Source organism: Veillonella parvula (assembly GCF_032472435.1).
Lineage (GTDB): Bacteria > Bacillota > Negativicutes > Veillonellales > Veillonellaceae > Veillonella > Veillonella parvula_N.
In genome coordinates, this window is the sequence record NZ_JAWEGM010000001.1 from 352983 (window position 1) to 378993 (window position 26011).

Genomic DNA, 26011 nt, shown 5'->3' on the forward strand with positions numbered 1-26011 from the left:
AATGTTATATTATATGTTTTTATAGGAGGTCATTATGCAGCTTTTGGGAAATCTCAAAATACATTTTCTAGCGCTCGTACTAACTGTAGTCGCTGAATTTATAGGCATAAAAAAACTAGGTCCTGTTGTATTGTTGCCATTATTGTACACATTGATTCTAGGTTTATTAATTTCTATTCCTAAGTTTAAAATTCTTACGATTAAACAGATGGAAAAATCTGCCGATTATATCGGTATTGCCGTTATGATCTTGATGGTAAAAGTAGGACTTGGTATTGGTCCAAATCTTGGTATTCTTACAAGTGCTGGCTGGGCATTGTTATTACAAGAGCTTGGTCATTTCTTTGGTACTATTGTATTCGGTTTACCTGTAGCTTTATTAGTAGGTATGCGTCGCGAAGCAGTAGGTGCATGTTACTCTGTAGACCGTGAACCGAATGTAGCGATTATTATCGACAAATTCGGTTTTAGCTCTCCAGAGGGCCGTGGTGTTATGGGCATGTACATCTGTGGCGTTCTTATCGGTGCTATGTGGTCCTCCGTATTGGCTGGTATGTTGGCACAATCTGGTTGGTTCCATCCATTGGCATTAGCTATGGGCGCTGGCGTAGGTAGTGCTAGTATGATGGCTGCCGCTACAGCTCCAATCATTGCAGTATATCCAGATTATGAACAACAAATTATGGCGCTTGCTGGGGCTGCAAACTTGTTGACTACTGTTCTAGGCGTATACTTTGGTCTATTTGTTTCTTTACCAGTCATGGAAAAAACATACAATTTCTTTACAGGTCGTACACGTGAACAAGATTTAGCAGAGGAGGCAGCACATCATGAGTAAAAGTGAAAAATTAACACAATTTGTCATCGTTATTTGTATCGCTGCTATCATCACTGCAGTAGGTAATGTAATGGATGGTAAACATCTATTTAGCGATAGTTTAATTGGCGTAGCTATCTTGGCAGCACTTGCTACAATTGGTGCTTTGCTCTCTAATTTGCCATATGCTAATAAATTGCCTATGGTATTCTGGGTATCTTTAGTTGGTGTTATTGCATCCTTACCAGGTATGCCTGGCCAAGAATGGATTATTGCTAAAACTAGCCAAGTTACATTCCTTGCAACGACAACACCTGTACTTGCTTATGCAGGTTTATCCTTAGGTAAAGACCTTGGTGCATTCCGTCGATTATCTTGGCGTATTATTCCTGTTGCACTAGCTGTAACAGCAGGTACTTTCATTTGTGCAACAGCATTAGCACAATTAGTACTTCATTTAGAAGGTTTAATTTAATACTAAATCATAATGTTAGATGTCTAAACTATGTTAAGATATAATTATAGATTTATATTTTAGAAGATATCTATACATCATGATGACATGATCGACCGTATTTTATACGGTCGATTTTATAAAGGAGATAGTATGAGCCGTATAACAAAGGAAGAAGTAAAACAACGTGTTTGTAAAGCTATTGTTGATGCACAACCGCGTTTACGAGAATTGGCTGAATCTATTATGGCTGAACCTGAACTAGGTTTTAAAGAGGTAAAAACATCTAAAAAGGTTCAAGCTATGTTTGATGAACTTGGCATCTCTTATACTACAGGGCATGCATTGACAGGTGTAAAAGGTAGAATGAAGGGCCGAGATAGTAAATATACGGTTGCAATGGTGGGAGAATTAGATGCCATTCTCTGTCCTCGCCATCCTCGCGCTGATGATTTAACAGGGGCTGCTCATTGCTGTGGTCATAATGTACAAATTACCAATATGTTTGCTGTCGCTATGGGCTTACAAGCGGTGATGAATGAGCTAGCTGGTGATGTCGTATTATTTGCTGTTCCAGCAGAGGAAATGATTGAAATTGATTACCGCAATAAATTGCGTGAACAAGGAAAACTGAAATATATGGGCGGTAAGCAACAGCTTATCTATGAAGGTGCTTTCGATGATATCGATATGGCTATGCAAATGCATGTGGAGACCGCCAAAACACCAGCTGGTGAAATGGGGCTTGGCAGTACATCCAATGGTTTTGTATCTAAGCTGATTGATTATCACGGCAAGGTAGCTCATGCCGCTCAAGCACCGCATGAAGGGATCAATGCTCTTAATGCTGCTTTGATGGGCGTTATGGGGGTTAACTCTATTCGTGAAACTTTCAAAGAAAGCGATTATTTTAGATTCCATCCCATCATTAATCAAGGCGGTACATTGGTAAACTGTGTACCTGATTATGTTCAAGTTGAAAGCTATGTACGTGCCTCTAATATTGAAGCTATCGTAGATGGCAACCGCCGTGTAAACCGCGCCTTAAAGGCTGGTGGCGATGCAGTAGGAGCAACTTGTGTAATTAAGGATTTACCAGGTTACTTGCCTATGCGCAACGATGAGCGTATGAACGAAATGTTACGACAAAACTCTAATCCACTATTTGGTGAAGAAAATGTATTCCAAGGAGCACATATGACAGCAAGTACTGATATGGGCGACGTATCTCACTTGATGCCGGTTATCCATCCTTGGGTTGGCTGTATTAATGGTGTACTGCACAGCGCAGAATATGAAATTTCTGTACCTGATGTGGCATACATCAAAACAGCACAAGCATTAGCTATGACAATCGTAGACTTACTATACGATGACGCAGCAGGCGCTAAAGATGTATTAGACAACTTTACACCAGCATTAAACAAACAAAGCTATATTGAACTCTTAGACCGTATTGCTAAGGGTGAATAAAATAAACCACCTATTGAAGATAAATTGATTATCTTTGATAGGTGGTTTTACAGTTTAAACTCTCTATTGACTATTAAAATAAAAACATAATAAAATATAAAAATAGGCTTATATTTTATTACAAAAGGAGAAATATGAAAAAGAGAGAATTATTATTCTGTCTAAGTTTAGTGTGTATGGTACCAATACATATTTTTGGTGCTAAACCTATTGATACTCAAGAACAACTAGATAGAGCGAGAGAACAACAACTAGCGAGAGAGGCGCGGCTTGGAGAGGGACGAATTACAGTACAAACAGGTGGAATAGATTTTCCATCTGGTTCTTTAACATCACAAGATGGTTATACAGTACCGGCACAACAGCCAGCACATGTAGAGCCATCTTTTTTTGTATCTCATATCCGTGTTGTTGAAGAACCTATTAGTCAGTCTGCAGAATTAACATATAGTAATATGATGGATACTACTATGGATCAGACAACATTTGTGGATAATAGTTCTGCAGCAAGTGTACGATTAATTAAAGGTCCATTATATTATGAAGCACAAAAAAAGAAGATACAATTAGATGTGCCTAACGAGTTTACGTTTCTACGTAAAACAATTAAACCATTTGTAAATCGTAAACTTACAGTTGAAGATGTAAATAGATTATCTACTAACTTAAATACTGCACTTATAGAACATGGATACGTCACGTCTCGGATTGGCATTCCATCCCAATCATTAGCTTCAGGTAATCTACAATTTAATTTACAACTTGGTCGCGTAGAGTCAGTCTTATATAAAACGTATGCACAACCATTGCCATGGCAAAATGCATTTCCTATTCGTGAAGGGGATATCCTTAATATTCGAAATATAGAACAGGGTATAGAGCAAATGAAGCGAATTGGTTCTCAAAATGTGTCTGTTGAGCTTGAGCCAGGAACAAAACCGTTAGCTACGAATATTGTACTTGAAACTACTAAAAAACCACCAATTCATGGAATGATATCCATAGATGATTCTGGACTAAAAGATACTGGTAAACTACAGTGGACGGCTGCAATTGGAATTGATAGGGTATTTAATGCTAATGATTCATTAAATTTAAGTATTAATCGAGATGCTGCTCAAGATGGTGAACGAAAAGGTAGTCGAAACCATACTATTTCTTATTCAATACCTAGAGGAAAGGATACCTTTAGTATTTCCTATAGTGATATGAAATATCATCAAACGATTAATTCTATGGCTACTCCATTTATTAGTTCTAGTCATGCCAAAACTGTAAGAGGTTCGTGGAATCATGTATTTCATCGAGATCGAACGACTAAACGTAGTTGGGATATTATTATCAGCAAGCGTAATGCTAAAAACTATATTAATGATGTAGAAATTGCTGTACAACGTGCTAATACAGCTTCTTTAGAAGTAGGTATATCAGAACGAAGATATATTAAGCAAAACACGTTATATTCTAGAGTGGCTATTAAACAAGGGGTTGGTTGGTTTGGTTCACAACCTGAATATGGTAATGGAGCACCTAGCACTCGATTTACACAATTTTTAGTAGATGTGGATTATCAAATTCCACGTATATGGGGACATAGACCAGCAAGTATCACTACATCTTTCCATGGACAATGGACATTAGGGGATAAACGTTTATTCTCTAGAGATATGATTAGCCTTGGTAATCGATATACTGTACAAGGATTTGATGGTGAAAATACACTAATGGCTGAAAGTGGCTGGTATATGCGTAATGAGGTTGCTAGTTACATCCCTAAATGGAAATCAAGTGTTTATGCTGATATTGATTTTGGCGCCGTATATGGTCCAAGTACGGAGGTATTAACAGGAAAATTTATTGTTGGAACTAGTCTTGGGATGAGAGGGCAATTTAAATCTGGATTATTCTATGATGTATTTGTTGGAGCTCCTTTATTTAAACCAAGTGGTTACAAAACTGATTCTATAACCGCAGGTTTCCAAGCAGGTGTGCGGTTCTAATATAGTATACGTATTAATTGAGAGAGTAAATATGAAACAAAAACGATTACAATATAAAATAGCAGTATGGCTTACTATGGGTTTAATGATCGTTGATCCTTTAGTCGTACCGTTTGTATATGCAGAAAATCCTATAGAGGTAGATCGAAATGCGCCACATGAAAGACAAGCCATGATCGGACAAGCTGCTAACGGTGTCACATTAGTAAATGTCGTTGGCCCTAGTGCTGGTGGAGTATCTAGAAATGATTATACTAACTTTAACGTACCACAAAATGGTGTAATTCTTAATAACTCTTACCAAATGTCTAATACTAAGCTTGGTGGTTATGTACCTGGTAATGCTAATATGATGCGTGGCTCTGCCAATGTCATTGTTAACGAGGTTACTTCACACAATGCAACTAATATGAACGGGTTTATTGAGGTAGCAGGTCACAAAGCTTCCGTAGTTATAGCAAATCCTAATGGTATTACTGTAGATGGTGGTGGATTTATCAATACAGATCGAGCAGTATTAACTACAGGTAAACCTGAATATGATTCAGCAGGAAATCTAAACTCATATCGTGTAGAGCGAGGAACTGTTGCTATTAATAGAAACGGTCTAAATGCCAAAGATGCTAACTCGCTACAAGTTTTAACAGAAGCAGCAAGTGTAAATGCTGGAGTTTGGGCAAATTCGATTGAAGCTCGCACTGGTAAGAATAAAATAGATGCTAATACATTAGACACACAAAAGATTAGTAATTCTAATAATATTGGCTTAGATGTCTCTGCTATTGGTGGTATGTATGCAAACTCTATTACTCTGAAAGGTACCAACACTGGTCTTGGTGTAAATGTTAAAGGTGTAGTAAGTTCTACACAAGCCTCTAATATTACTAGTGATGGTCAAATTATAGTTGATGGTGGTGTTACAAGTAATGGCAATACTATTTTAGATGGACAAAGTATAGCAATTCATTCAAATGGCGTGGTTCAAGGTGATTCCTCTACAACTGTACATAGTCAAGAAAAGGTAAACAATAATGGTCTTATCAACTCTGGAAATACTACAACTATAAATGCTAAATCTATAGATAATCATGAAGGTGGACGTATTTATGGTGATACAGTAGCTATTAAAGCTAATATAGTTACAAATCATACTAATAGTGAAATAGAAGAACGCTATCATAAAGCTGGTAAAGAGCTAGAAAAGGCAAAAAATGAACTTGATGCTGAATGGAATGCTGATATATCTAAATATAAGACCAAGTCTGAGTTAGACGCACATCGCCAACGGATTAATGATTTAACAAAAGCGTATGATGATGTACAAGAGAAAGTTACTGCTCTTAAGACAGAACTAGATTCTCATAAGTCTGGTGTAATTGCGGGTCGTAATCACGTTAATATAACTTCAGATACAATAGATAATACTGGTAAAGGTCTCATTTATAGTAGTGGAACTATGGACCTTATTGCTAAAGATGGTATTCATAATAAAGGGGCGACCATTAAAGCGACAAAGTCTATTAAACTAGATACTCCTACAGTAGAAAATAATAATGTTGCGTTAGGAACCAAGCGTCTTTCAGATAGTATTACTAAAAATCCAGATAAATTAAAAGTTAATGATCTAAACCATAAGTTAGAAGGACAAGTATTTGACAAGTCTGAATTCCCATATGCTGATGATACAAGCGGATATGGAACACCTCATGTAAAACCTGTTAAGACTGCTGAAGATGAAGCCTATAACAAAGAGATGGATAAGGATGAAAATCGTGTACATAAATTTACGATTATTCGAACTGAAACAGAAAATACCCATAAAGTGGTTACCATTGATGATCCGGGCTTGATTAGTAGCGGTGGTGATATTGTAACTACTGGTATTCTGCGTAATGATAATAGTAAAGTGCTTTCTGGTGGTGTTATTCAGACACAGGGGGCTATACAAAATATATCCGATACAATTAGTGATAAGACTTTTGTTACTGGCACTACTCAAGAGAGTTATACAAAGAGTGTTCACAAAAGTCATCATATTGGAAGGAAAAGACGTAGACGATGGGATCCTGAAGTCTTTATGACACCGTCGATTACTGAAGAAAATGTAAAACCAATTGGTACTCTAAAAGAGCACGCTGAAGATAAAGTATCCAAAGCTACTATTGCAAAGGTCAATGATAGTTTAGATCCATATGGTCTGGGTGGGGGCAAAGGTAAAGCAAGTCAAACCATAGATGGTTTATCGTTACCAACAGAGGCACTATATCAAATTCATCCTGATATTACGGCTAATGCTTTGATAGAGACTGACCCTGCTTTTACTAATCGAAAGAATTTTTTATCCTCTCAATTTATGATTGATGCCTTGGCAAATAATCCTGAAAGAAGATTCAAACGCTTAGGTGATGGATTCTATGAACAACAACTTATTAATGAGCAAATTGTATCGGCTACAGGTAAACAGTATTTAGAAGGTTATACAGATAATGAGGCTGAATATAAAGCGTTGTTAGAGGCTGGTATAGCCTTTGGTAAAGCTTTTAAATTAGCTCCAGGAATTGCTTTATCTAAAGAACAAATGGAAGCTATAACAACAGATATGGTTTGGTTGGAAACTAAAACCGTTAATGTAGATGGAAAAGTGCAACAAGTTTTGTATCCTAAAGTGTATTTAGCCAAACAGACTGCTAAATTTATGGATGCAATGGGGGGGATTATAAGTGGCAAAACTATCGTTAGCAATACTAATACAGATATTCTAAATCAAGGCATTATGACTGCAGATACAATTGTATTAGGGGCTCATGATATAGAAAATATAGGCCGTATAGATGGACGTAAAGTGACTATTAAGGCATCTCAAGACGTAATAAATACAGGTAATATTCATGGTGAGAAACAGGTTAATATTAATGCTGGTCGTGATATTAATGTAGGTGCTCATGTAGATAGATTACAACATCACGATATTGTTGGTCGCCAAGGAACTATAGGTGTAGGAGAAAAAGGCGATTTGGTTTTATCTGCTAAACGAGATGTTAATCTTAAAGGTGCTATTGTTCATACTGGAGATAATTCTAAAGCAACGATTGAGGCTGGGCAGAATATTAATTTAACAACAGAGGCATTATCCGCTAAAAAGGATATGACTGTTAATAATGATAATTATAATCGTACTGACCGCCGTACAGAATTAGGTACTGCTATTTTAAGTGATAGCAATGTTACTTTACGTGCAGGAAATGATGTAAACATCCGTAATGGTATTGTTAATAGTGAACATGGCTTAACATCAGTTGAAGCTGGAAATGATGTTACTATCACTAATGGGAAAAGCTATAGTCGTGATGAATATGGTCTAAAATACAAAGAGAAAAGTTTACTATCACGTACAACTAATATCATACGTACAGATCATGAGCACACAGGTGTTTTATCTTCAACGATTGGTGGCGATACGATTAATGTGAAAGCTAATCATAATGTTTCGGTAACAGGTTCTAATATTTTAGGAACAAAAGATGTATCCGTATCTGCGGGTAATGACGTGCGTACAGATTCAGGTGAAGAAACACAACGTGATGATGTATATCAATATAGTAAAAAATCTGGATTAATGGGTGCTGGTATAGGCTTTACTATTGGTAGTAAAAAAGTGACTGATACATTAGAAGGAAATTCTAAAACTAATGTAAATACATTGATTGGTTCTACGAATGGAAAAATTAGTATTGATGCTAATAATAAAGCACATCTCACTAGTACTGATATAATTGGTAAAGATGATATTGAAGTTAGTGGTTCTGATATTACTCTTGATGGTAAACATGACACTGTAGCATCGAAGCAGGTGCATGAAGAGAAACAATCGGGTTTAACTGTTAGCTTAGGTGGCTCTATTGCATCAGCGTTGACTACTGCACGTGGATTACAACGTAAGGCTAATAGTCATGATGATAAACGCTTAGGAACTTTAGAATCTCTTGAAGCTGGTAAGGAACTTAAAAAAGGTTATAGTAAGATTCAAGAGTATAAAAACTTTACTCCTGATTTTGTACGAGATGAAGCACAAAAATCAATAGCGTCTGGAATACTTAAAGAACAAAAAGTAAAAGAAATTGATAGTCTTTTACAAAATAATAAATTAACCGATAAAACTAGAAAGGCATTAGAAAAAGAAAGAAAAAGATTAGCTGAAGAAGCAAGTTATGAAAAAGCAAAAGGTTACAATGACTTAAATGACATAAATGGGGATCAAAAGCAATACAAAGAAAATAAACGGGCAAAAAAAGATGGATTAGCTAATATTCATGTAAGTGTTGGCTCTAGTAAAAGTAGAAGCGAATCAAGATTAGATAGTAGTAAGTATGCAGGAGGGCATATATTATCTGATAATGGAATTAAATTAGTTACAAAACCAACTACGATTGATTCAGGAGATATACTGGCTATTGGGGAAACCATTCGAGGAGAATTTGTTAAATTGGATGCAAGTAGAAATCTCTCCCTACAAGCTGGAACAAATACAACTACTATAACTGATAAATATGATAGCAAAGGCTGGTCAATTGGTGCTAACATTAGTGTTAATGGTGGTGGCTTACTAGGTATTGATGCTAATTATAATAAAGCAAATGAAAATGGTACTACAGTTAAAACGACTCATTCGGGAACGGTTGTTCAAGGCAATAAAGTAATTACAAACTCTGGTGCTGATACTAATATTGTGGGATCAAAAGTATATGGTGAATCTATTCAATCTCAAATAGGTGGTAATTTAACTATTAAAAGCTTGCAAGATAGTGAAACCTATAGAGGCGAAAAGAATAATATAGGATTTAGCATATCTACAAATGGTACACAATTAGGTGGGGTATCTGCAGAATATTTAAAAGGTAAAATGACTAGTGATTATGCTAGTGTTACTGAGCAAGCTGGATTATATGCTGGTGCTGAAGGCTTTGATATCACAACTAAAGGAAATACTAAATTAGAAGGTGCTGTTATTGATAGTAAGGCAAAGGCAGACAAGAATAAATTATCAACGAATTCTTTAACAGTTAAAGATATTAAAAATAAAGCTGAATATAAATCTAGTAATACAGGTTTAAGTTATACATCTGTATCTGGCTTTAAAAATTTAAGTCAAGCAGGTAAAGATGCTGTATATAACTCTTTAGGTTTGTTGCCAAAACTATTGCCAGATTCGGAAAAATCAGCTGAAAGTACTACAAAATCTGTTATTGCTAATGGTACAATAAGAACAGAATCATCTAATATTGATATTAATAAGATTTCCAAAGATACTAAAAATAGTCTAAATAAACTTGATACTATTTTTGATAAGAAAAAGGTTGAAGAACGGCAAGAATTAGCACGATTATTTGCTAAAGATGCATTTGAGCAACTTCATTATTGGGAGCCTAAAACAAAAGAAGGAAAAGCTGCAAAAGCATTAGCGCATGCAGTAGTTGCTGAAACATCTGCACGTATAGCAGGAAACCCTACAGGTAGTGGCTTCTATGCTGGTGCAACAAATGAAGCCTTGATTGGTGAAATTCAAAAAATTGCTAAATCTAATCCTGCTGTAGCCCAATGGCTAAGTGCAAGTTTAGGGGCCCTAGTAAATCATGGGTTTGGTAAATCTCCGATTACTGGGGCTACAGAGGCTCAATATGGAACAAAATGGAATTATGCTGGTGCATTGTTTCGAGTAGGTGTTGGTACGTCCAGAATAGCTGTAAAAACAACATCTGGAGAAACTATTACAGAGTTTAGCCCTTATGTTGGTAACCCGAGTGCACTTGATCAAGTTACAACGAAGCCAGTTTCATTTAGTGATAGAGTTTCTAATCCTAGTATACCAATGAATGATGTAATCCCTCCTAGTTCATATCGGGCAGGTATTTCTGATCCAAGTGTACCTATGGATGATATAATTCCTCCGGGACCAGGTTTAACTGAATCAAGTAATTTACCATCACCGGTTGTTTTAAAATCAGAGGATTATAAATTATATAACCTTCCACCTGATATAGACAATCAAACTGGTCAAATTAGTGTATGGGATAATGAAAAACAACAATATATTAAAACTAATACGTATGAATTTGGTGGAATAAAAGTGAATGATCTAGGTGGTTATGATGAATTTAATCGTGCCATTTTTACTGAGGTCGGTACTGGTAATTTAGTATATGGTATAAATAAATATGGAGTAACCTTATATAGAGGTTCCGATGGTTCACCAAATTGGCATCTTGTTATACCAGAAAATAATTTTGCAAAAATAGGAAAGCTTGATGGAACTTCATTTGAACGTTTAAATATTACAACTGGAGATTTAGATATGCTTAGGGACCCAAGCGCTACAGCTATTTTTGATCCTGTAAATTCACGTATAATAAACAGTAATACTGGGAACCCTCTATCTAATATTGGTTATAAAAATTTTAAAAATAATATAAGCTTAAATAATATTACAAGAGAGAGATTAGATAACTTAAAATGGAATGATGATAAGATTACCGTTAGTTACAACAATCATGAAGGTAAAGATATATATACTATTGCAGGAGAGAATGGATTTTCAAAGAATACAAAATATGCTATAGTTGATGCCGCAATAGAAAATAGTTTGGCATATCAAGCTAGTACAGACGCTACCTCGACTGATAGGGTACTAAGATGGGCTGATTATCTATCATCCCCTGAATTTAAAAATCATGCAGAGAAAAGTATGAGGTCAACTGTCAGTGGTATTGCTTATAGTAAAGTTGGAGAGATTACTGGGGAACATATAGCCAATAAAATGGTACCACAATATGTACGACCATATAGCAAAGGTATTATTCTTGGTATGGGGCGTGAAGTGGGTGGACATAGTGCTAATACTTTTGTTTTAATAAATAATGTTCAAGATAACTATAAGGAGTTTTATAAATATCCTGATTTATTTAAAGCTGCAAATGATTTAGATAAGGAGGCCTTTTGGGTCGGTGAGACTGTATCTGCTGGTGAAAAGTTAGCTCTAATAGGAAGTGGTGGACGATATGCTGTAACTGCCGGAAGATTTGGGATTGGAGTTAATCTTATTGAAGGTATTCGTGTCGAAAAAGGAAAAGATGAATTAAAGCAAGAGAAGGAGAAAAGAGAAAAAGATGTTAAGTAATCTTGATTATATTTCTTTTATTATAATATGTATTCTAGGTTGGGATTTACGAGCATACTATAAGAATATAATGCATAAAAATCTGACTGATAAACAACAAGAATGGGTTAATAATATGAATTTTCCTATTCTGTATAAGATGATGATTCTTATAAGTATTAGTTTAGAAATTGTTTTTCTTATTTATTATATATTTTTTCATTCAGGATATAATTACTTTTATCCTTTAGGTGCAGTCTTGGTATTTCATTTCTTTAAAGATTTCATTAGAAATATACAAAAAAAAGGAACTAGTACATATAAAGACGGACGTAATGAAAATTATATATACATAATTGGAATTGTGTTTCTTTTATGGACTATATTACATTAAAATATATTAGATAGTGTGTTATAATTTTTTATAACTTGTAGGTATACAATTAAATGTATATTAAGATTGACATTCTTCCCTCTATATTGCTACAATATTGTGTATAATATATGCGATGAAGCAGAGTAGTAAACCTCTCTAGCGAGTGAGGATGGTGTAAGCTCACATTTGGTTGAAGGCGCTGTAGAGCATTGGCAGGAACGCAGATATCTGTTAGTAAAGGCCAACATAGAAAAAAAGAGGGCGCAAGCCAAATAGGGTGGAACCGCGGGTATACTCGTCCCTGTAACGTTTTTCGTTACAGGGACTTTTTTGTTTGTAACGAAATGGTTGATTTTATGTCGGTTGTGTAAAGTGGAGGCAGCAATGACATTTCAAGAGATTATTTTAAATTTACAAAAATTCTGGAGCGATCAAGGTTGTATCGTTCAAAATCCATATGACATCGAAAAGGGCGCAGGTACAATGAACCCTGCTACATTCTTACACGCTATTGGTCCTGAACCATGGTCTGTATGTTATGTAGAGCCTTCTCGTCGTCCAGCAGACGGTCGTTATGGAGATAACCCTAACCGTTTGTTCCAACATCATCAATTCCAAGTTATCGTGAAACCATCTCCAGATAATATCCAAGAATTGTACTTACAATCCTTGGCAACTCTTGGTATTCATGCTGAAGATCACGATATCCGTTTCGTAGAGGATAACTGGGAATCTCCAACATTGGGCGCTTGGGGCCTTGGTTGGGAAGTATGGCTCGACGGTATGGAAGTAACTCAGTTCACATATTTCCAACAAGTTGGTTCCATCGACTGTAAACCAGTTTCTGTAGAAATTACATACGGTTTAGAACGTTTGGCTATGTACATTCAAGGCGTAGAAAACGTTTATGACCTTAAATGGAATGAAAATGTTACATATGGTGACGTTTGGCATGCTAACGAAGTTGAACAATCCGTTTATAACTTTGAATTAGCTGATACAGATATGCTTTTTAAATTGTTTGATATGTACGAAGCAGAAGCAAAACGCGTTTGTGCAGCTGGTTATGTATTACCAGCTTACGACTATGTATTGAAATGTTCCCACACATTCAACTTGCTTGATTCCCGTGGTGCTATTTCCATCAGCGAACGTACTGCTTTTATTGGCCGCGTACGTGCATTAGCTCGTATTTGTGCACAACAATACCTTGCTAAACGCGAAGAATTAGGTTTCCCACTTTTGAAAGGAGATAAATAAGATGGCAAAGGATTTATTATTTGAAATCGGTGCAGAAGAAATTCCTGCCGGCTTTATGCCAAATATCTTAGGTCAATTGAAACAATTGGCTGAAACAAAATTAAATGATGCCCATCTTCCTTTTGAAAGCATCGCAACATACGGCACACCACGTCGTTTGGCGCTTATCGTGAAAGGTCTTGCTGACACATCTGCTGAAATCAGCGAACGTCATAAAGGTCCTTCTGCATCCATCGCATATGATGCTGACGGTAATGCAACAAAAGCTGCTATCGGCTTTGCTCGTGGTAAAGGTCTTGATGTAGCTGACCTCGTTGTAGAAGACGGCTATATTTATGCTGAAACTAAAACTGCAGGCGTACCAGCAAAAGATATCGTCACAGATATGTTGCCACAATTGATTACAGGTCTTAACTTCCCTAAATCCATGCATTGGGGCAACCTAGATGCTAAATTTGTACGTCCAGTACGTTGGCTTGTAGCATTACTTGATGAAGAAGTAATTCCTGTAGAATTTGCTACTGTAAAATCTGGTAATGTAACACGTGGTCATCGCTTCTTAGGTGCTGATGAAATCAATATCAAAAATGCAGCTTCCTATGTAGATATATTAAAAGAAAACTTTGTTATGGTTGATCAAGACGCACGTCGTGAATTGATCTCCAAACAATTACATGATATGGCAGCTTCTAAAAATGCATCCATCGTTTGGGATGATGATTTGTTAGAAGAAATTAACTACCTTGTTGAATGGCCTACAGCATTGTGCGGTGGCTTTGAAGAGTCCTACTTGGCACTTCCTGATGCAGCTATCATTACACCAATGAAAGATCATCAACGTTATTTCCCATTGGTTGGTCAAGACGGTAAATTGTTGCCAATGTTTTTAACAGTGCGCAATGGTTCTGACCATTCCATCGAAGTAGTTCAAGCTGGTAATGAACGCGTATTGCGCGCTCGCCTAGATGATGCTAAATTCTTCTTTAACGAAGACCGCAAGAAACCTCTTATTGACCGTCAAGATGGCTTAACTAAAATTGTATTCCAAGAAGGTCTTGGTAACTTAGCAGATAAAACTGAACGTTTACTTAAATTGGGCCGTGTATTTGGTGAAGAATGTGGCTTGCACGAAGATGCAGCTGTTGTATTGGAACGCGCTACAGAGCTTGCTAAAACTGACCTTACTACAGGTATGGTTACAGAGTTCACTGAATTACAAGGTGTGATGGGTAAAGAGTACGCTTTACTTGATGGTGAATCTCCTGAGGTAGCAGAAGCTATTTTTGAACAATATTTACCACGTTTTGCAGGTGATGTATTGCCTCAAACTGAAGCAGGTAAAGTATTGTCCATAATCGATAAAGTAGATAATATCGTTGCTACTTTCAGCCGTGGCTTAATCCCTACAGGCTCTCAAGATCCATATGCTTTGCGTCGTCAAACAATTGGTATCTTGAACATCTTGCTTGGTAGCGAATGGAATATCAGCTTGCGTCCAATTTTCAAAGCATCTATGGAGTTATTGAATGTAGCTACTGATAAACAAGAGGAATTGCTTAACCAAGTTGAAGAGTTCTTCACACTTCGTTTGAAAAATATCTTCCTTGATCGCGAAGTTCCTCATCATGTGATCGACTTGTTGTTGTCCAACAATGAATTGTCCGTTGCTGATGCAGAAGGTCTTGTAAACGCATTGTTAGCAAATCGCATCGATGAAAATGTTGAGCTTGTTCAAGCCTATACTCGTATGTACAATCTTGTAAAAGATGTGGAATATACTGGTGTTAATAGCGACTTGTTGAAAGAAGATGCTGAAAAAGCATTGTTCGAAGCCGCTTCTAAAGCATCTGAAGCAAGTCTTGCAGCATGGGAAGCTGGCGACTACGCAGCTGTAGTAGCAGTTCCAGCAACACTTGTGCCAACAATTAACCAATTCTTTGAAGATGTAATGGTTATGGATAAAGATGAAGCTATTAAAGCTAACCGTTTACAACTTGTTCGCTTGGCATACAATGTAATGGCTATTATTGGCGATATTAGTGCATTGAAATAATATGTTTGATAAGAGATATATAAAACATTTACAGTAATATATGAACGAAGAGGTACCTTTTGGTACCTCTTCTTGCTTTTACGAAGAATATACAGATTATATGCAGGATTTTTAAAGACTATGGCGAATACCTTATAATATACAAAGTTGTATGAGGAGATTAAAATTATGAATCATGATGAATTATATAAAGCCTTATGTAAGGTGCCAAGTGGCAAAGAAAAGTCTCGTGATAGAATTATTATTGAATTATATATGCGTTCTCAGGGGGCATCTCAGAAGCAGTTGGTGGATACGCTAAACATGCGCCCCGCTACTGTGTCGGAGCAGACGGATATTCTCATTGAACTAGGATATGTTACAAAGCATATCGATTTTATGGATAAACGTATATCTGTAGTTGCTTTAACCGATGAGGGGAGACGGTTAGGTAAATCATTACTACATTCGTACGATCAATTTTTAAATGTCTTATTTTCCGATTTATCTGCTGAGGAACAAGAGGAGTTATATCGTTTATTAGGTAAGCTAAAACGACCTATTTCGGGTAAATAATGTAATTCTCAAAATTATATAGAAAATACTTGCTAACAGTATGTGATTTGTGTTAATATAGTTCTGTTAATTTGAGACAGTCCGCTGCCTATAAGGTGTAGGTATTGAATGTCTGCAAACAGGAGGAAACAATGAACATTATTAACGTACTTGAACAAGAACAACTTCGTACAGACATCCCTACATTCCGTGCTGGTGACACAGTTCGTGTACACGTAAAAGTAGTGGAAGGTACTCGTGAACGTATCCAAGTGTTCGAAGGTTTGGTAATTAAACGTCAAAACGGTGGCGTACGCGAAACTTTTACAGTTCGTCGTATTGCATCCGGTGTAGGTGTAGAACGTACATTCCCACTTCATAGCCCACGTTTAGCTAAAATCGAAGTTATGCGCCGTGGTGTTGTTCGTCGTGCTAAATTGTACTACTTACGTAACCTTACTGGTAAAGCTGCTCGTATTCGCGAAAAACGCTAATGTTCATAAAAGGCTGCCGTCGGCAGCCTTTTATTTTTGCTAAAATTAGATATGAATAGGTCTATTTTATTATTCTATGAATTAAAGAGTTATAATAAAGGAATATAGAGCTCTAAAAGATACATATAAATATAAAATATACATATAAAGATAAAACATACTAAGTATCTCTAATAGATTAAGTATTTCTAAGAGATGTATATAAGTATGTAGAAAGGAAATACTATGGCAGATTCACCTATCGTACATTGGTTCCCTGGACATATGGCGAAAGCCACACGTATGATTACTGAGTATATCAAAAAGGTAGACGTAGTTATCGAGTTACTAGATGCTCGTATTCCACGTTCTAGTGCGAACCCTGTAATTACTGAACTCATTGGTCAGAAACCTCATATCGTACTGTTAAATAAAGTAGATTTAGCAGATCCTAAAGCCACAAAGGAATGGACTGAATTCTTTACTAAACAAGGTATCACTGTATTGGCTATCGATTCTAAGTCTGGCAAGGGTAATAAGAAGTTAATATCTACTGTAGAGCGTTTGAGCAAGCCTATAATTGACCGTTGGGTCGCAAAAGGTATTCGTAGTCGTTCTGTACGTACCATCATCTTAGGGATTCCTAACGTTGGTAAATCTACGTTGATTAACTCCTTAGCTGGCTCTGCAGCAACGCGTACAGCTAACAAAGCTGGTCATACACGTGGTCAACAATGGGTTAAAATCGGTAAAAACCTTGAATTGCTTGATACACCAGGTGTATTATGGCCTAAATTAGAGGACCAACGTGCAGCGGCTCGTCTCGCTATGACGGGTGCCGTTTCTGATGATGTTTACGATTTAGAGCATGTAATGAAACAGCTATTAAATCATTTACTGACTAATACGCCTAATATTTTGGTGGAACGTTATAAATTAAAAGAAGAAGAGATGACCGATGTTGATACGATTCTTGAAAGCATCGGACGTCGTCGAGGTTGTCTTGTAAGCGGTGGCATTGTAGATTTTGACAAGGCTCGCCGTATTATCTTGCAAGACTACCGCAATACTAAGTTAGGTACAATTACTCTCGATCAAGTTGATGAAGAACCGTACTACCCTGCAGATGGTGAGGAGAGTCATAATGGATAAGGATGTATTTTCTAAGTTAAAAGTAGCAGATATTAAAGCTCTCTTTGAAACTGAACAAGCCTTAGAGATTTTGTCTTTTGCTCAAGAGGATACTCGTAGTTCTGTACAGAAATTGGCTGCTTCTTATATTAAGCGTCAAGAAAAAGAGTTAAAAGAACAGCAACGTCTTATGGGTATGTATGACTATGAAGGCATGTTCTATGATCAAGGTATCTATCATGTGGCTGGTGTTGATGAAGTGGGGCGTGGTCCTATTGCGGGGCCTGTCACGGTAGCTGCTGTTATCTTGCCACCTATGACATTAATTCCAGGCCTTAATGACTCTAAAAAACTAACCGAAGAAAAGCGTGAAGCGCTCTATGATATCATCATGGACGAAGCCGTTGCTGTTAGCTGTATTTCCTACGGCCCAGAAAAGATTGATGAACTCAATATTTATGAAGCAACGCGACAAGCGATGTATGAGGCTATTCGTACGCTCAGCGTACCAGCTGAAGCAGTAGTAGCCGATGCTATGAAATTGCCTGATTTGAGGATTCCCGTTGAATCCATCATTAAAGGTGATAGCAAAAGCGCTAATATTGCTGCTGCATCCATCATTGCAAAGGTTACGCGAGATCGATATATGAAGAGTCTTGATGATGAGTTCCCTGGCTATGGCTTTGGTATTCATAAAGGTTACTATACGGAATTACATAAAGAAGCTATCGAGCAACAAGGGGTAACACCACTACATCGAAAGAGCTTTGAACCTATTAAATCTATCGTTCGTTGGGTTAAACCTAAGTAATTTCTAAGTATTTATTATGGATAATAAATTTATTTTATAATTAGACTATCAAGTTAAGTCCTATAGTTGTATTAGTTTTATTCGTATTATCACATTATAAATTGCATATAGTTCATAACTGTAAAGAGGTTCCTAATAGTCACCTATGTGACTATTAGGAACCTCTTTTGTATTTACTTTTACATCTTACGTATCTTACTCTACAAGTAAGTATTACCTGTTGAAAGATTAATATAGTGTAGATATTAAAATTCTATGAGTTATTGTTGCAGATACACCTTATTAGGAGGTATATATGAAAACGATTAGTACTGGTAAAGCATTTAATGAACTCGATTCAAAAGAACTGGGCAAATGGGGAGAACGAGTAGCCACTAACTATATTGAAAAAATAGGACTTACAGTAGTAGATACAAATTATCGAACGCGGTTAGGAGAAATTGACATCATTGCTAAACGTGATTTAGTCTATCATTTTATTGAAATTAAAGCTCGCCGAGGTATGCAACATGGACTAGCACGTGAGGCAGTTACCAAGAAAAAACAAAAGCATATTAAACGAGCTGCCATGTTGTTTCTATATGATCTAAATCAAAAAAAGCGCCGTTGGAAGGAAATATCCTTTGATGTAATAGAGGTGTATTTACACGAAGACTTTCAAAGTTCTATTCATTATTTACCACAGTGCTTTTAGTGAGGTCAGTTTATGTACGCAAAATTATATGGAGCCACCTTGCACGGCATTGATGGATGCATCATTACTGTAGAGGTCGATATATCACAAGGTTTGCCGGTTTTTGATATCGTTGGTCTACCTAATCAATCGGTTAAAGAGGCTCGTGAACGAGTGCGAGCGGCCATTAAAAATAGTGGCTACGAATTTCCAATGAGACGTATCGTAGTCAATTTAGCACCTGCCACAATTCGTAAAAGTAGCGCTGGACTCGACTTAGCGATTGCTTTAGGGATTCTGCTTGCATCAGGACAGATAAAGGGGCGTAAAGCAAAGATTTCGGCTTTATTTGATAAGAGTCTGTTTATGGGAGAATTAGCGTTAGATGGTTCGCTATTACCAACCTTTGGGACTTTAGCTATGTCGCTAGCAGGATTAGATGCTAACTATTCAAAAATTTATACGAGTATTGAAAATGGTAAAGTGTTGCAGGCTATTCCTAGTTTAATTATATATGGTGGATCTTCACTACAAGAAATTATTACTATTCTAGAGGAGCAAGTTAAGCTAAAGGCAGTTGATAAAAATAAACAAATAAGTATCAAAACAGAACATGTAAATCATCATAATATTAATGAATCAATTCTAGAGTCACTAGAGTCTCTAGAATCTATGCCATTAACGGGAACCAATAAAAATCTAGATATAATCAATAAACAGCACGTAACAACAATTAGTAATCATTGTGTTGATTTGTCTGTTACGGATGAAAGTACAACTATAAAATCTAATCAAACATATACAGTTGATTTTGGCGATGTACAAGGTCAAGAGTTAGGAAAACGAGCCATGCTCATCAGTGCTGCAGGTCATCATCATTGTATTATGATAGGACCTCCAGGTGGGGGTAAAACGATGATGGCCGAACGATTGCCGACCATATTGCCTCCTATGACTTGGAATGAAATCGTAGAAGTGAGTCGTATACAAGATGTAATAGGTTTACTAGGAGATAATGGGCTAGTTACATCTAGACCTTTTAGACATCCTCATCATACGGCAACTTTGGCTAGTATGGTCGGTGGAGGGATACAGGGGCGCCCTGGAGAGGTAACACTAGCTCATGGAGGCGTATTATTTATGGATGAGGCACCTGAGTTTCAACGTCAAGTAATCGATGCATTACGACAGCCACTAGAGTCTAGGACTATTACTATAAATCGGTCTCAAGGAAATTATATATATCCAGCTAATTTTATTTGTATTCTTGCGGCAAATCCTTGTCCTTGTGGTTATTACCATGATCCCCATAAGGAATGTGTCTGTACAGAAACGATGGTTAAAAACTACCAGCAACGGTTATCAGGGCCGATTATGGACCGTATAGATTTACATATTCCCGTTGAGAGACCGACCCTTGAACAGCTGTTAGATACATCATCTTCAAATATGACGAGTGAAAGTATGAGACAACAAGTCATCATGGCTACTGCTATGCAGCAAAAACGATTTGAAGGTTTTGATTTTAATTCGAATGGAGCAGTTCCTCATAAGGCAATTAGTGAACTATGCAATATTACAGATAAGGCCTGGAGTGTTTTAGGCAATATATTTGACCATTTTCATTTAAGTGGGCGAGCTTTTGATCGCATATTAAAGGTGGCTCGTACAATTGCTGATTTAGAAGAAAATCCAAAAGTAGAACCACATCATATTTCTGAAGCAATGTTATTTAGAACTGGCAAATAAAGTAATTATCTTATAAATTTAGTAGTTGTTTATTTGCCAAAAATAGTTGTTTAATTCTATATAAAACTAAGGCTTATATACATAGAAAGAATTACTAGGTGTTTATATGATTAGATACGATGACAATATTTATATTGCAGGATTACAAAGCTTATACAATGTTGGAGCCACATATGTAAGGCGATTTATAGAGGATTTTGGATCCCCTTATGATGCTTGGCAAGCCGTTAAGAAGGTTGAAAATTTAAAGCCTTATACACATATTTCTACCGCTGATAAACGTGCTATAGCATCATCGGCTAAGGATGAAAAGTTAGATTATATAATTCATAAAATAGACGAATATAAGATGGATGTTACTACCTTTTTAGATAAAGATTTTCCATCTATTTTGAACCATATTTATAATCCACCGGCTATATTGTTTATGCGAGGTAATAGAGCACTTTTAGATAAACGGCTAAATCGGATTGCTCTTGTAGGGGCACGGCGCTGTTCATTATATGGACGCAATGTGGCGAGAATGCTTGGTAAAGAGCTCAGTAAATACAGCACTATTATTGTCAGTGGAGGCGCACGAGGTATTGATACACATGGTCATGAAGGCCTTCTAGCTAGTCAGGGGTATGGAATCATTGTTATGGGATGTGGTTTAGATATTACCTATCCTCAAGAAAATGCAAAATTATTTGATCGTATGTTACAAAATAATGGGTTACTTCTATCCGAATACCCGCCGGGTACACCGCCGTCCGCAAAACATTTCCCAGCACGGAATCGTATTATTAGTGGATTATGCAGAGGTGTTATCGTAGTGGAGGCCAAGTCCAGTAGTGGTTCTTTGATTACTGCAGATATGGCGGTTAGTGAAGGTCGAGATGTATTTGTGGTACCATGTAATCTATTAGACCATACGGCTGATGGAAATAAATTTCTAATGAGAAATGGTGCATATGTACTTACAGGGTATGAGGATATAGTTGAACAATATCATTTAACATTGCGGGAATATTTTTCTAGTGAACAAAAATTTTTACCAACAAGGAATAATGAAAATAAAGGTGTAAAAGATAGCGTTCAAATAGGGAATCATAGTCAAAGTGTTGATAGAAAAGGGTGCTCTATGTTAAGCTTTAATGTGGATAGGAGTGTAATATTGAGTGAAATACCTCATGATCGATGTATTACGGTTAGTGATATTTTGAAAGCTACTCGTATTCCATTACAACAACTACAGCCCTTATTACTAGAGTTAGAAATGGAAGGGGCTATAGAGAATCATCCGCCGAGAGGTTATATTAATATGACTAGGAGTGATATATTTGTCCATTAAACGATCTATCGTTATTGGCGAGCCGAAAGCAGCTAGTACTAGTAAAGACACAAAAAAGAAAAATACTAAGAAAGAAAGTACTACGATAAAGCGTAAGGTAGCTAAGGAAGCCCTTACTCCAATGGGGATTGTACGGGATAAATCTGTACTACAAACTTCAGTGCCACCGGAGCAACGCGAACCTCGCGTATATAATCCGGATGGCAAAGTATTGGTAATCGTAGAGTCTCCTGCTAAATCTAAAACAATTGAAAAATTCTTAGGTCCCAACTACGTTGTAAAAGCGAGTATGGGACATTTACGAGATTTGCCTAAATCTCAAATGGGCATCGATATAGAGCATGATTTCACGCCGCGCTATAGTAATTTGGTAACACGTAAAAAGGTTATTGATGAACTAGTTTCTTATGCTGATGAAAGCAGTGCCGTATTGCTCGCAACTGACCCTGACCGCGAAGGGGAAGCTATTTCTTGGCATTTAGCGTACATTCTAAATGTAGATCCTACATCTACATGCCGTATTACGTTCAATGAGATTACTAAAAATGCGGTAGCAGAAGCATTGGGTTCTCCACGTACTATCGATATGAACATGGTAGATGCTCAACAAGCACGCCGTGTATTAGACCGTATCGTAGGCTATAAATTGAGTCCTTTATTATGGAAAAAGGTTTGTAAAGGCCTCAGTGCAGGTCGTGTGCAATCCGTTGCAGTTCGACTTATCTGTGAAAGAGAGCGAGAAATTCAAGCTTTCGTGCCACAAGAATATTGGACTATTGAAGGCAATTTTGAAACGCCTAAAAAAGAGGCTTTCACAGCGGAATTAACCCATATTAAAGGTGAAAAAATCGATATTACTACTGAAAGTGATGCACAAGCCATAGTTGATGCTATTGGCAATGAAGATGCAGTAGTGACTAATATTGAAAAGCGCAAGCGTTCTCGTAAAGCGGCACCTCCATTTACAACATCTACCTTGCAACAAGATGGTGTGCGTAAATTGAACTTTGGTGCTAAGCGTACGATGATGATTGCTCAACATTTATATGAAGGTTTAGAAATTGGCTCCTATGGCCACGTAGGTTTGATTACATATATGCGTACAGACTCTACGCGTATCTCTAAAGAGATGCAAGCTATGGCTAAGGACTTTATTCTTCGCAATTATGGGGAAGACTATTATCCGTCTAAACCAAATGTGTACGGCTCTAAGGGTTCTGCACAAGATGCGCATGAGGCTATTCGTCCTACATCTCTCGAGTTAACACCTAAAATGGTGGAACCATTCTTGAGTCGTGATGAACTTAAGCTATATACGTTGATTTGGAATCGTTTTATGGCTAGCCAAATGGCGCCGCAACTAAATGAATCCACAACGATAGAGTTGAATGTAAAAGATGACTATACATTTAAAGCGACTGGCTCTCGTGTTATTTTCCCAGGTTTCAGTACCGTTTATGAAGATGCAAAAAAAGAGGATGTACCTCAATTACCAGCTTTAAAAAAGAATGATGTTGCCCATACGGTAGAGGTGTTGCCAGAACAACATTTTACGCAACCACCTCCACGTTACTCCGAGGCGAGTCTCATCAAGACATTAGAAGAACTTGGTATTGGTCGTCCTAGTACATACGCACCAATTCTAGATACTATCGTAAGCCGTAACTATGTGGAAAATACGAATAAACAATTCGTGCCTACAGAGCTAGGCTTTGTGGTGGTAGACTTCTTGATTGCATACTTTGAAAAAATCATCAATACTGGCTTTACCCGTGATCTAGAAGAAGAACTAGATGCTATTGCGTCTGGCAAGGATACGTATGTAAAAGTATTATCTGATTTCTACGAGGTCTTTGCGCAAGAGCTAGAAGATGCAAGTGACGTAGACCGCATTGAAATTGCATCTATGGAAAGTGATGAAATCTGTGAACTTTGCAATAGCCCAATGGTATATAAATTTGGTCGCTACGGTAAGTTCTTAGCATGTTCTAACTTCCCGGAATGTAAAAATACTAAACCTATTACAGTAGGAACTGGTGTAACATGTCCTAAATGTAAAGAAGGGGAAATCGTAGAACGCAAGTCTCGTCGTGGGCGTATTTTCTATGGCTGTAATCGATACCCACAATGCGACTTTACATTATGGGATAAGCCAACTCATGATTTCTGTGAAACATGTGGTTCTATAATGGTTGAAAAGACATATAAAAATGGTACAGTTAAAAAGTTCTGTTCCAATGAAACTTGTCCTACTAGGCCACCAAAGAAAACAAGAAAGAAAAAAAGCGAAGCTAGTGAAGAAACTGTAAAAGAATCTAAAAAGTCTAGCAAAGCTAAAAAAGAGGAAACTACAATTGAATCATAAAAATGTTATCGTTATTGGTGCAGGCCTTGCAGGATCCGAAGCAGCTTGGCAGCTTGCTAACCGAGGCATTCATGTAGACTTATATGAAATGCGTCCTGTTAAGAGTTCTCCTGCGCACCAAACAGATCAATTTGCAGAGCTCGTATGTAGTAACTCGTTGCGCGCTGGTAATATTGAAAATGCGGTAGGTCTTTTGAAAGAAGAAATGCGTCGTCTCGGTTCCATCATTATGGAATGTGCTGATGCAACTGCTGTTCCTGCAGGTGGTGCTTTAGCCGTTGATCGTCATTTATTTAGTGAAATGGTGACGAAAAAAGTAAAAGGTCATCCTAATATTACAGTTCATCTAGAAGAGGTCACTGAACTTCCTACAGAAGCAACTGTTATTTTTGCATCTGGTCCGCTTACATCTGAAGCATTAGGAGATAAGATTAAGGCCTTAACTGGTGAAACAGGCTTTTACTTCTACGATGCTGCTGCACCTATTGTAACGGCTGAATCCTTAAACTATGATAAAGTTTTTGCTGCCTCACGTTATGATAAGGGCGATGCGGATTATCTTAACTGTCCTATGACCGAAGAAGAATATAAAGCGTTCTGGCATGAGCTTACAACGGCTGAAGCCGTACAACCAAAAGATTTTGAAAAGGAAATCTACTTTGAAGGCTGTATGCCCGTAGAAATTATGGCGAGCCGTGGGGAAGATACATTGCGTTATGGGCCCTTAAAGCCTGTGGGCTTAGTGGATAAACGCACCGATGAGGAATCTTATGCAGTTGTGCAATTGCGTAAGGAGAATAAAGAAGGTACCATGTTTAATTTGGTAGGCTTTCAAACTCATTTAAAATGGGGCGAGCAAAAGCGTGTATTCGGTATGATTCCAGGCCTTGAAAATGCCGATTTTATTCGTTATGGTGTTATGCATCGCAATACGTATATCAATTCTCCTGAGTTATTGAATCATGCATTCCAGCTTAAAAAGGAACCGCGTTTATTCTTTGCTGGTCAAATGACTGGAGTTGAAGGTTATTTAGAATCTGCTGCTAGTGGTCTAATGGTAGGCCTACAAGTAGACCGTTACTTAGAGGAACAACCATTTATTGAATTTCCTAAGACGACGGCTATCGGTTCCCTTAGTCACTATATTTCTAACTACGAAGGCTCTAACTTCCAACCGATGAATGTCAACTTTGGCATCATGGATCCATGGCCTCAAAAAGTACGCAAGAAAAAAGAAAAAAATGCACTGATTGCAAATCGTGCTTTAGAAGAACTGGATGCTCTAAAAGCTAAAGAAAATTTATAAGAAATAGCCTTTTAAGAAATAGTTTTATTTCAAAAAATAGTAAAAGTCCTACA

General features: G+C 37.1%; 16 protein-coding genes. All 16 read left to right on the plus strand.

Annotated elements, in window-relative coordinates; translation table 11 throughout:
* Nucleotides 1-34: 34 nt before the first annotated feature.
* The 16 genes from E7A03_RS01630 to trmFO all read left to right on the plus strand — a co-directional run bounded on the left by E7A03_RS01630 (nt 35) and on the right by trmFO (nt 25958).
* Complete coding sequence (locus E7A03_RS01630; RefSeq protein WP_012864410.1) at nt 35-838, plus strand: DUF3100 domain-containing protein; 804 nt, start codon at nt 35-37, stop codon at nt 836-838.
* Nucleotides 831-1292, plus strand: coding sequence for a hypothetical protein (locus E7A03_RS01635; RefSeq protein ID WP_287509711.1), 462 nt, complete (start codon nt 831-833; stop codon nt 1290-1292). The genes E7A03_RS01630 and E7A03_RS01635 overlap by 8 nt, the downstream gene beginning before the upstream one ends.
* 132 nt (nt 1293-1424) lie before the next feature.
* Nucleotides 1425-2744, plus strand: a complete 1320-nt coding sequence (locus tag E7A03_RS01640; RefSeq protein ID WP_287509712.1) for an amidohydrolase — start codon at nt 1425-1427, stop codon at nt 2742-2744.
* Nucleotides 2745-2878: 134 nt separating this feature from the next.
* Nucleotides 2879-4744 (plus strand): ShlB/FhaC/HecB family hemolysin secretion/activation protein, encoded by a 1866-nt coding sequence (locus E7A03_RS01645; protein ID WP_287509713.1) that lies wholly within the window; start codon nt 2879-2881, stop codon nt 4742-4744.
* A gap of 31 nt (nt 4745-4775) precedes the next feature.
* Complete coding sequence (locus E7A03_RS01650) at nt 4776-11915, plus strand: two-partner secretion domain-containing protein (RefSeq protein WP_287509715.1); 7140 nt, start codon at nt 4776-4778, stop codon at nt 11913-11915.
* A gap of 739 nt (nt 11916-12654) precedes the next feature.
* The gene (gene glyQ, locus E7A03_RS01655; protein ID WP_287509717.1) at nt 12655-13530 is read left to right on the plus strand and encodes a glycine--tRNA ligase subunit alpha; all 876 of its coding nucleotides are present in this window, start codon (nt 12655-12657) and stop codon (nt 13528-13530) included.
* A gap of 1 nt (nt 13531) precedes the next feature.
* Nucleotides 13532-15583: a glycine--tRNA ligase subunit beta gene (glyS, locus tag E7A03_RS01660; protein WP_287509719.1), complete on the plus strand. Its 2052-nt coding sequence runs from the start codon at nt 13532-13534 to the stop codon at nt 15581-15583.
* 168 nt (nt 15584-15751) lie between these two features.
* Nucleotides 15752-16138, plus strand: coding sequence for a MarR family winged helix-turn-helix transcriptional regulator (locus tag E7A03_RS01665; RefSeq protein ID WP_287509721.1), 387 nt, complete (start codon nt 15752-15754; stop codon nt 16136-16138).
* 131 nt (nt 16139-16269) lie between these two features.
* A complete protein-coding gene (rplS, locus tag E7A03_RS01670) occupies nt 16270-16611 on the plus strand; it encodes a 50S ribosomal protein L19 (protein WP_004695921.1) in 342 nt (113 codons plus the stop codon).
* Nucleotides 16612-16836: 225 nt separating this feature from the next.
* A complete protein-coding gene (ylqF, locus tag E7A03_RS01675; RefSeq protein WP_287509723.1) occupies nt 16837-17742 on the plus strand; it encodes a ribosome biogenesis GTPase YlqF in 906 nt (301 codons plus the stop codon).
* A complete protein-coding gene (locus tag E7A03_RS01680; protein WP_287509725.1) occupies nt 17735-18532 on the plus strand; it encodes a ribonuclease HII in 798 nt (265 codons plus the stop codon). Before ylqF ends, E7A03_RS01680 begins: the two co-directional genes overlap by 8 nt.
* Before the next feature lie 295 nt (nt 18533-18827).
* Nucleotides 18828-19226 (plus strand): YraN family protein, encoded by a 399-nt coding sequence (locus E7A03_RS01685; RefSeq protein ID WP_004695915.1) that lies wholly within the window; start codon nt 18828-18830, stop codon nt 19224-19226.
* A gap of 12 nt (nt 19227-19238) precedes the next feature.
* Nucleotides 19239-20954 carry a YifB family Mg chelatase-like AAA ATPase gene (locus E7A03_RS01690; RefSeq protein ID WP_287509850.1) on the plus strand — a complete coding sequence of 572 codons (1716 nt, stop codon included), beginning with the start codon at nt 19239-19241 and terminating at the stop codon, nt 20952-20954.
* 106 nt (nt 20955-21060) lie between these two features.
* On the plus strand, nt 21061-22287 hold the full coding sequence (gene dprA, locus E7A03_RS01695; protein WP_287509852.1) for a DNA-processing protein DprA: 1227 nt from the start codon (nt 21061-21063) through the stop codon (nt 22285-22287).
* Entirely contained in the window at nt 22277-24652 is a 2376-nt protein-coding gene (gene topA / locus E7A03_RS01700) for a type I DNA topoisomerase (protein WP_287509854.1), read from the plus strand. The genes dprA and topA overlap by 11 nt, the downstream gene beginning before the upstream one ends.
* Nucleotides 24642-25958, plus strand: coding sequence for a methylenetetrahydrofolate--tRNA-(uracil(54)-C(5))-methyltransferase (FADH(2)-oxidizing) TrmFO (gene trmFO, locus E7A03_RS01705; RefSeq protein WP_008713971.1), 1317 nt, complete (start codon nt 24642-24644; stop codon nt 25956-25958). Before topA ends, trmFO begins: the two co-directional genes overlap by 11 nt.
* Nucleotides 25959-26011: the final 53 nt, after the last annotated feature.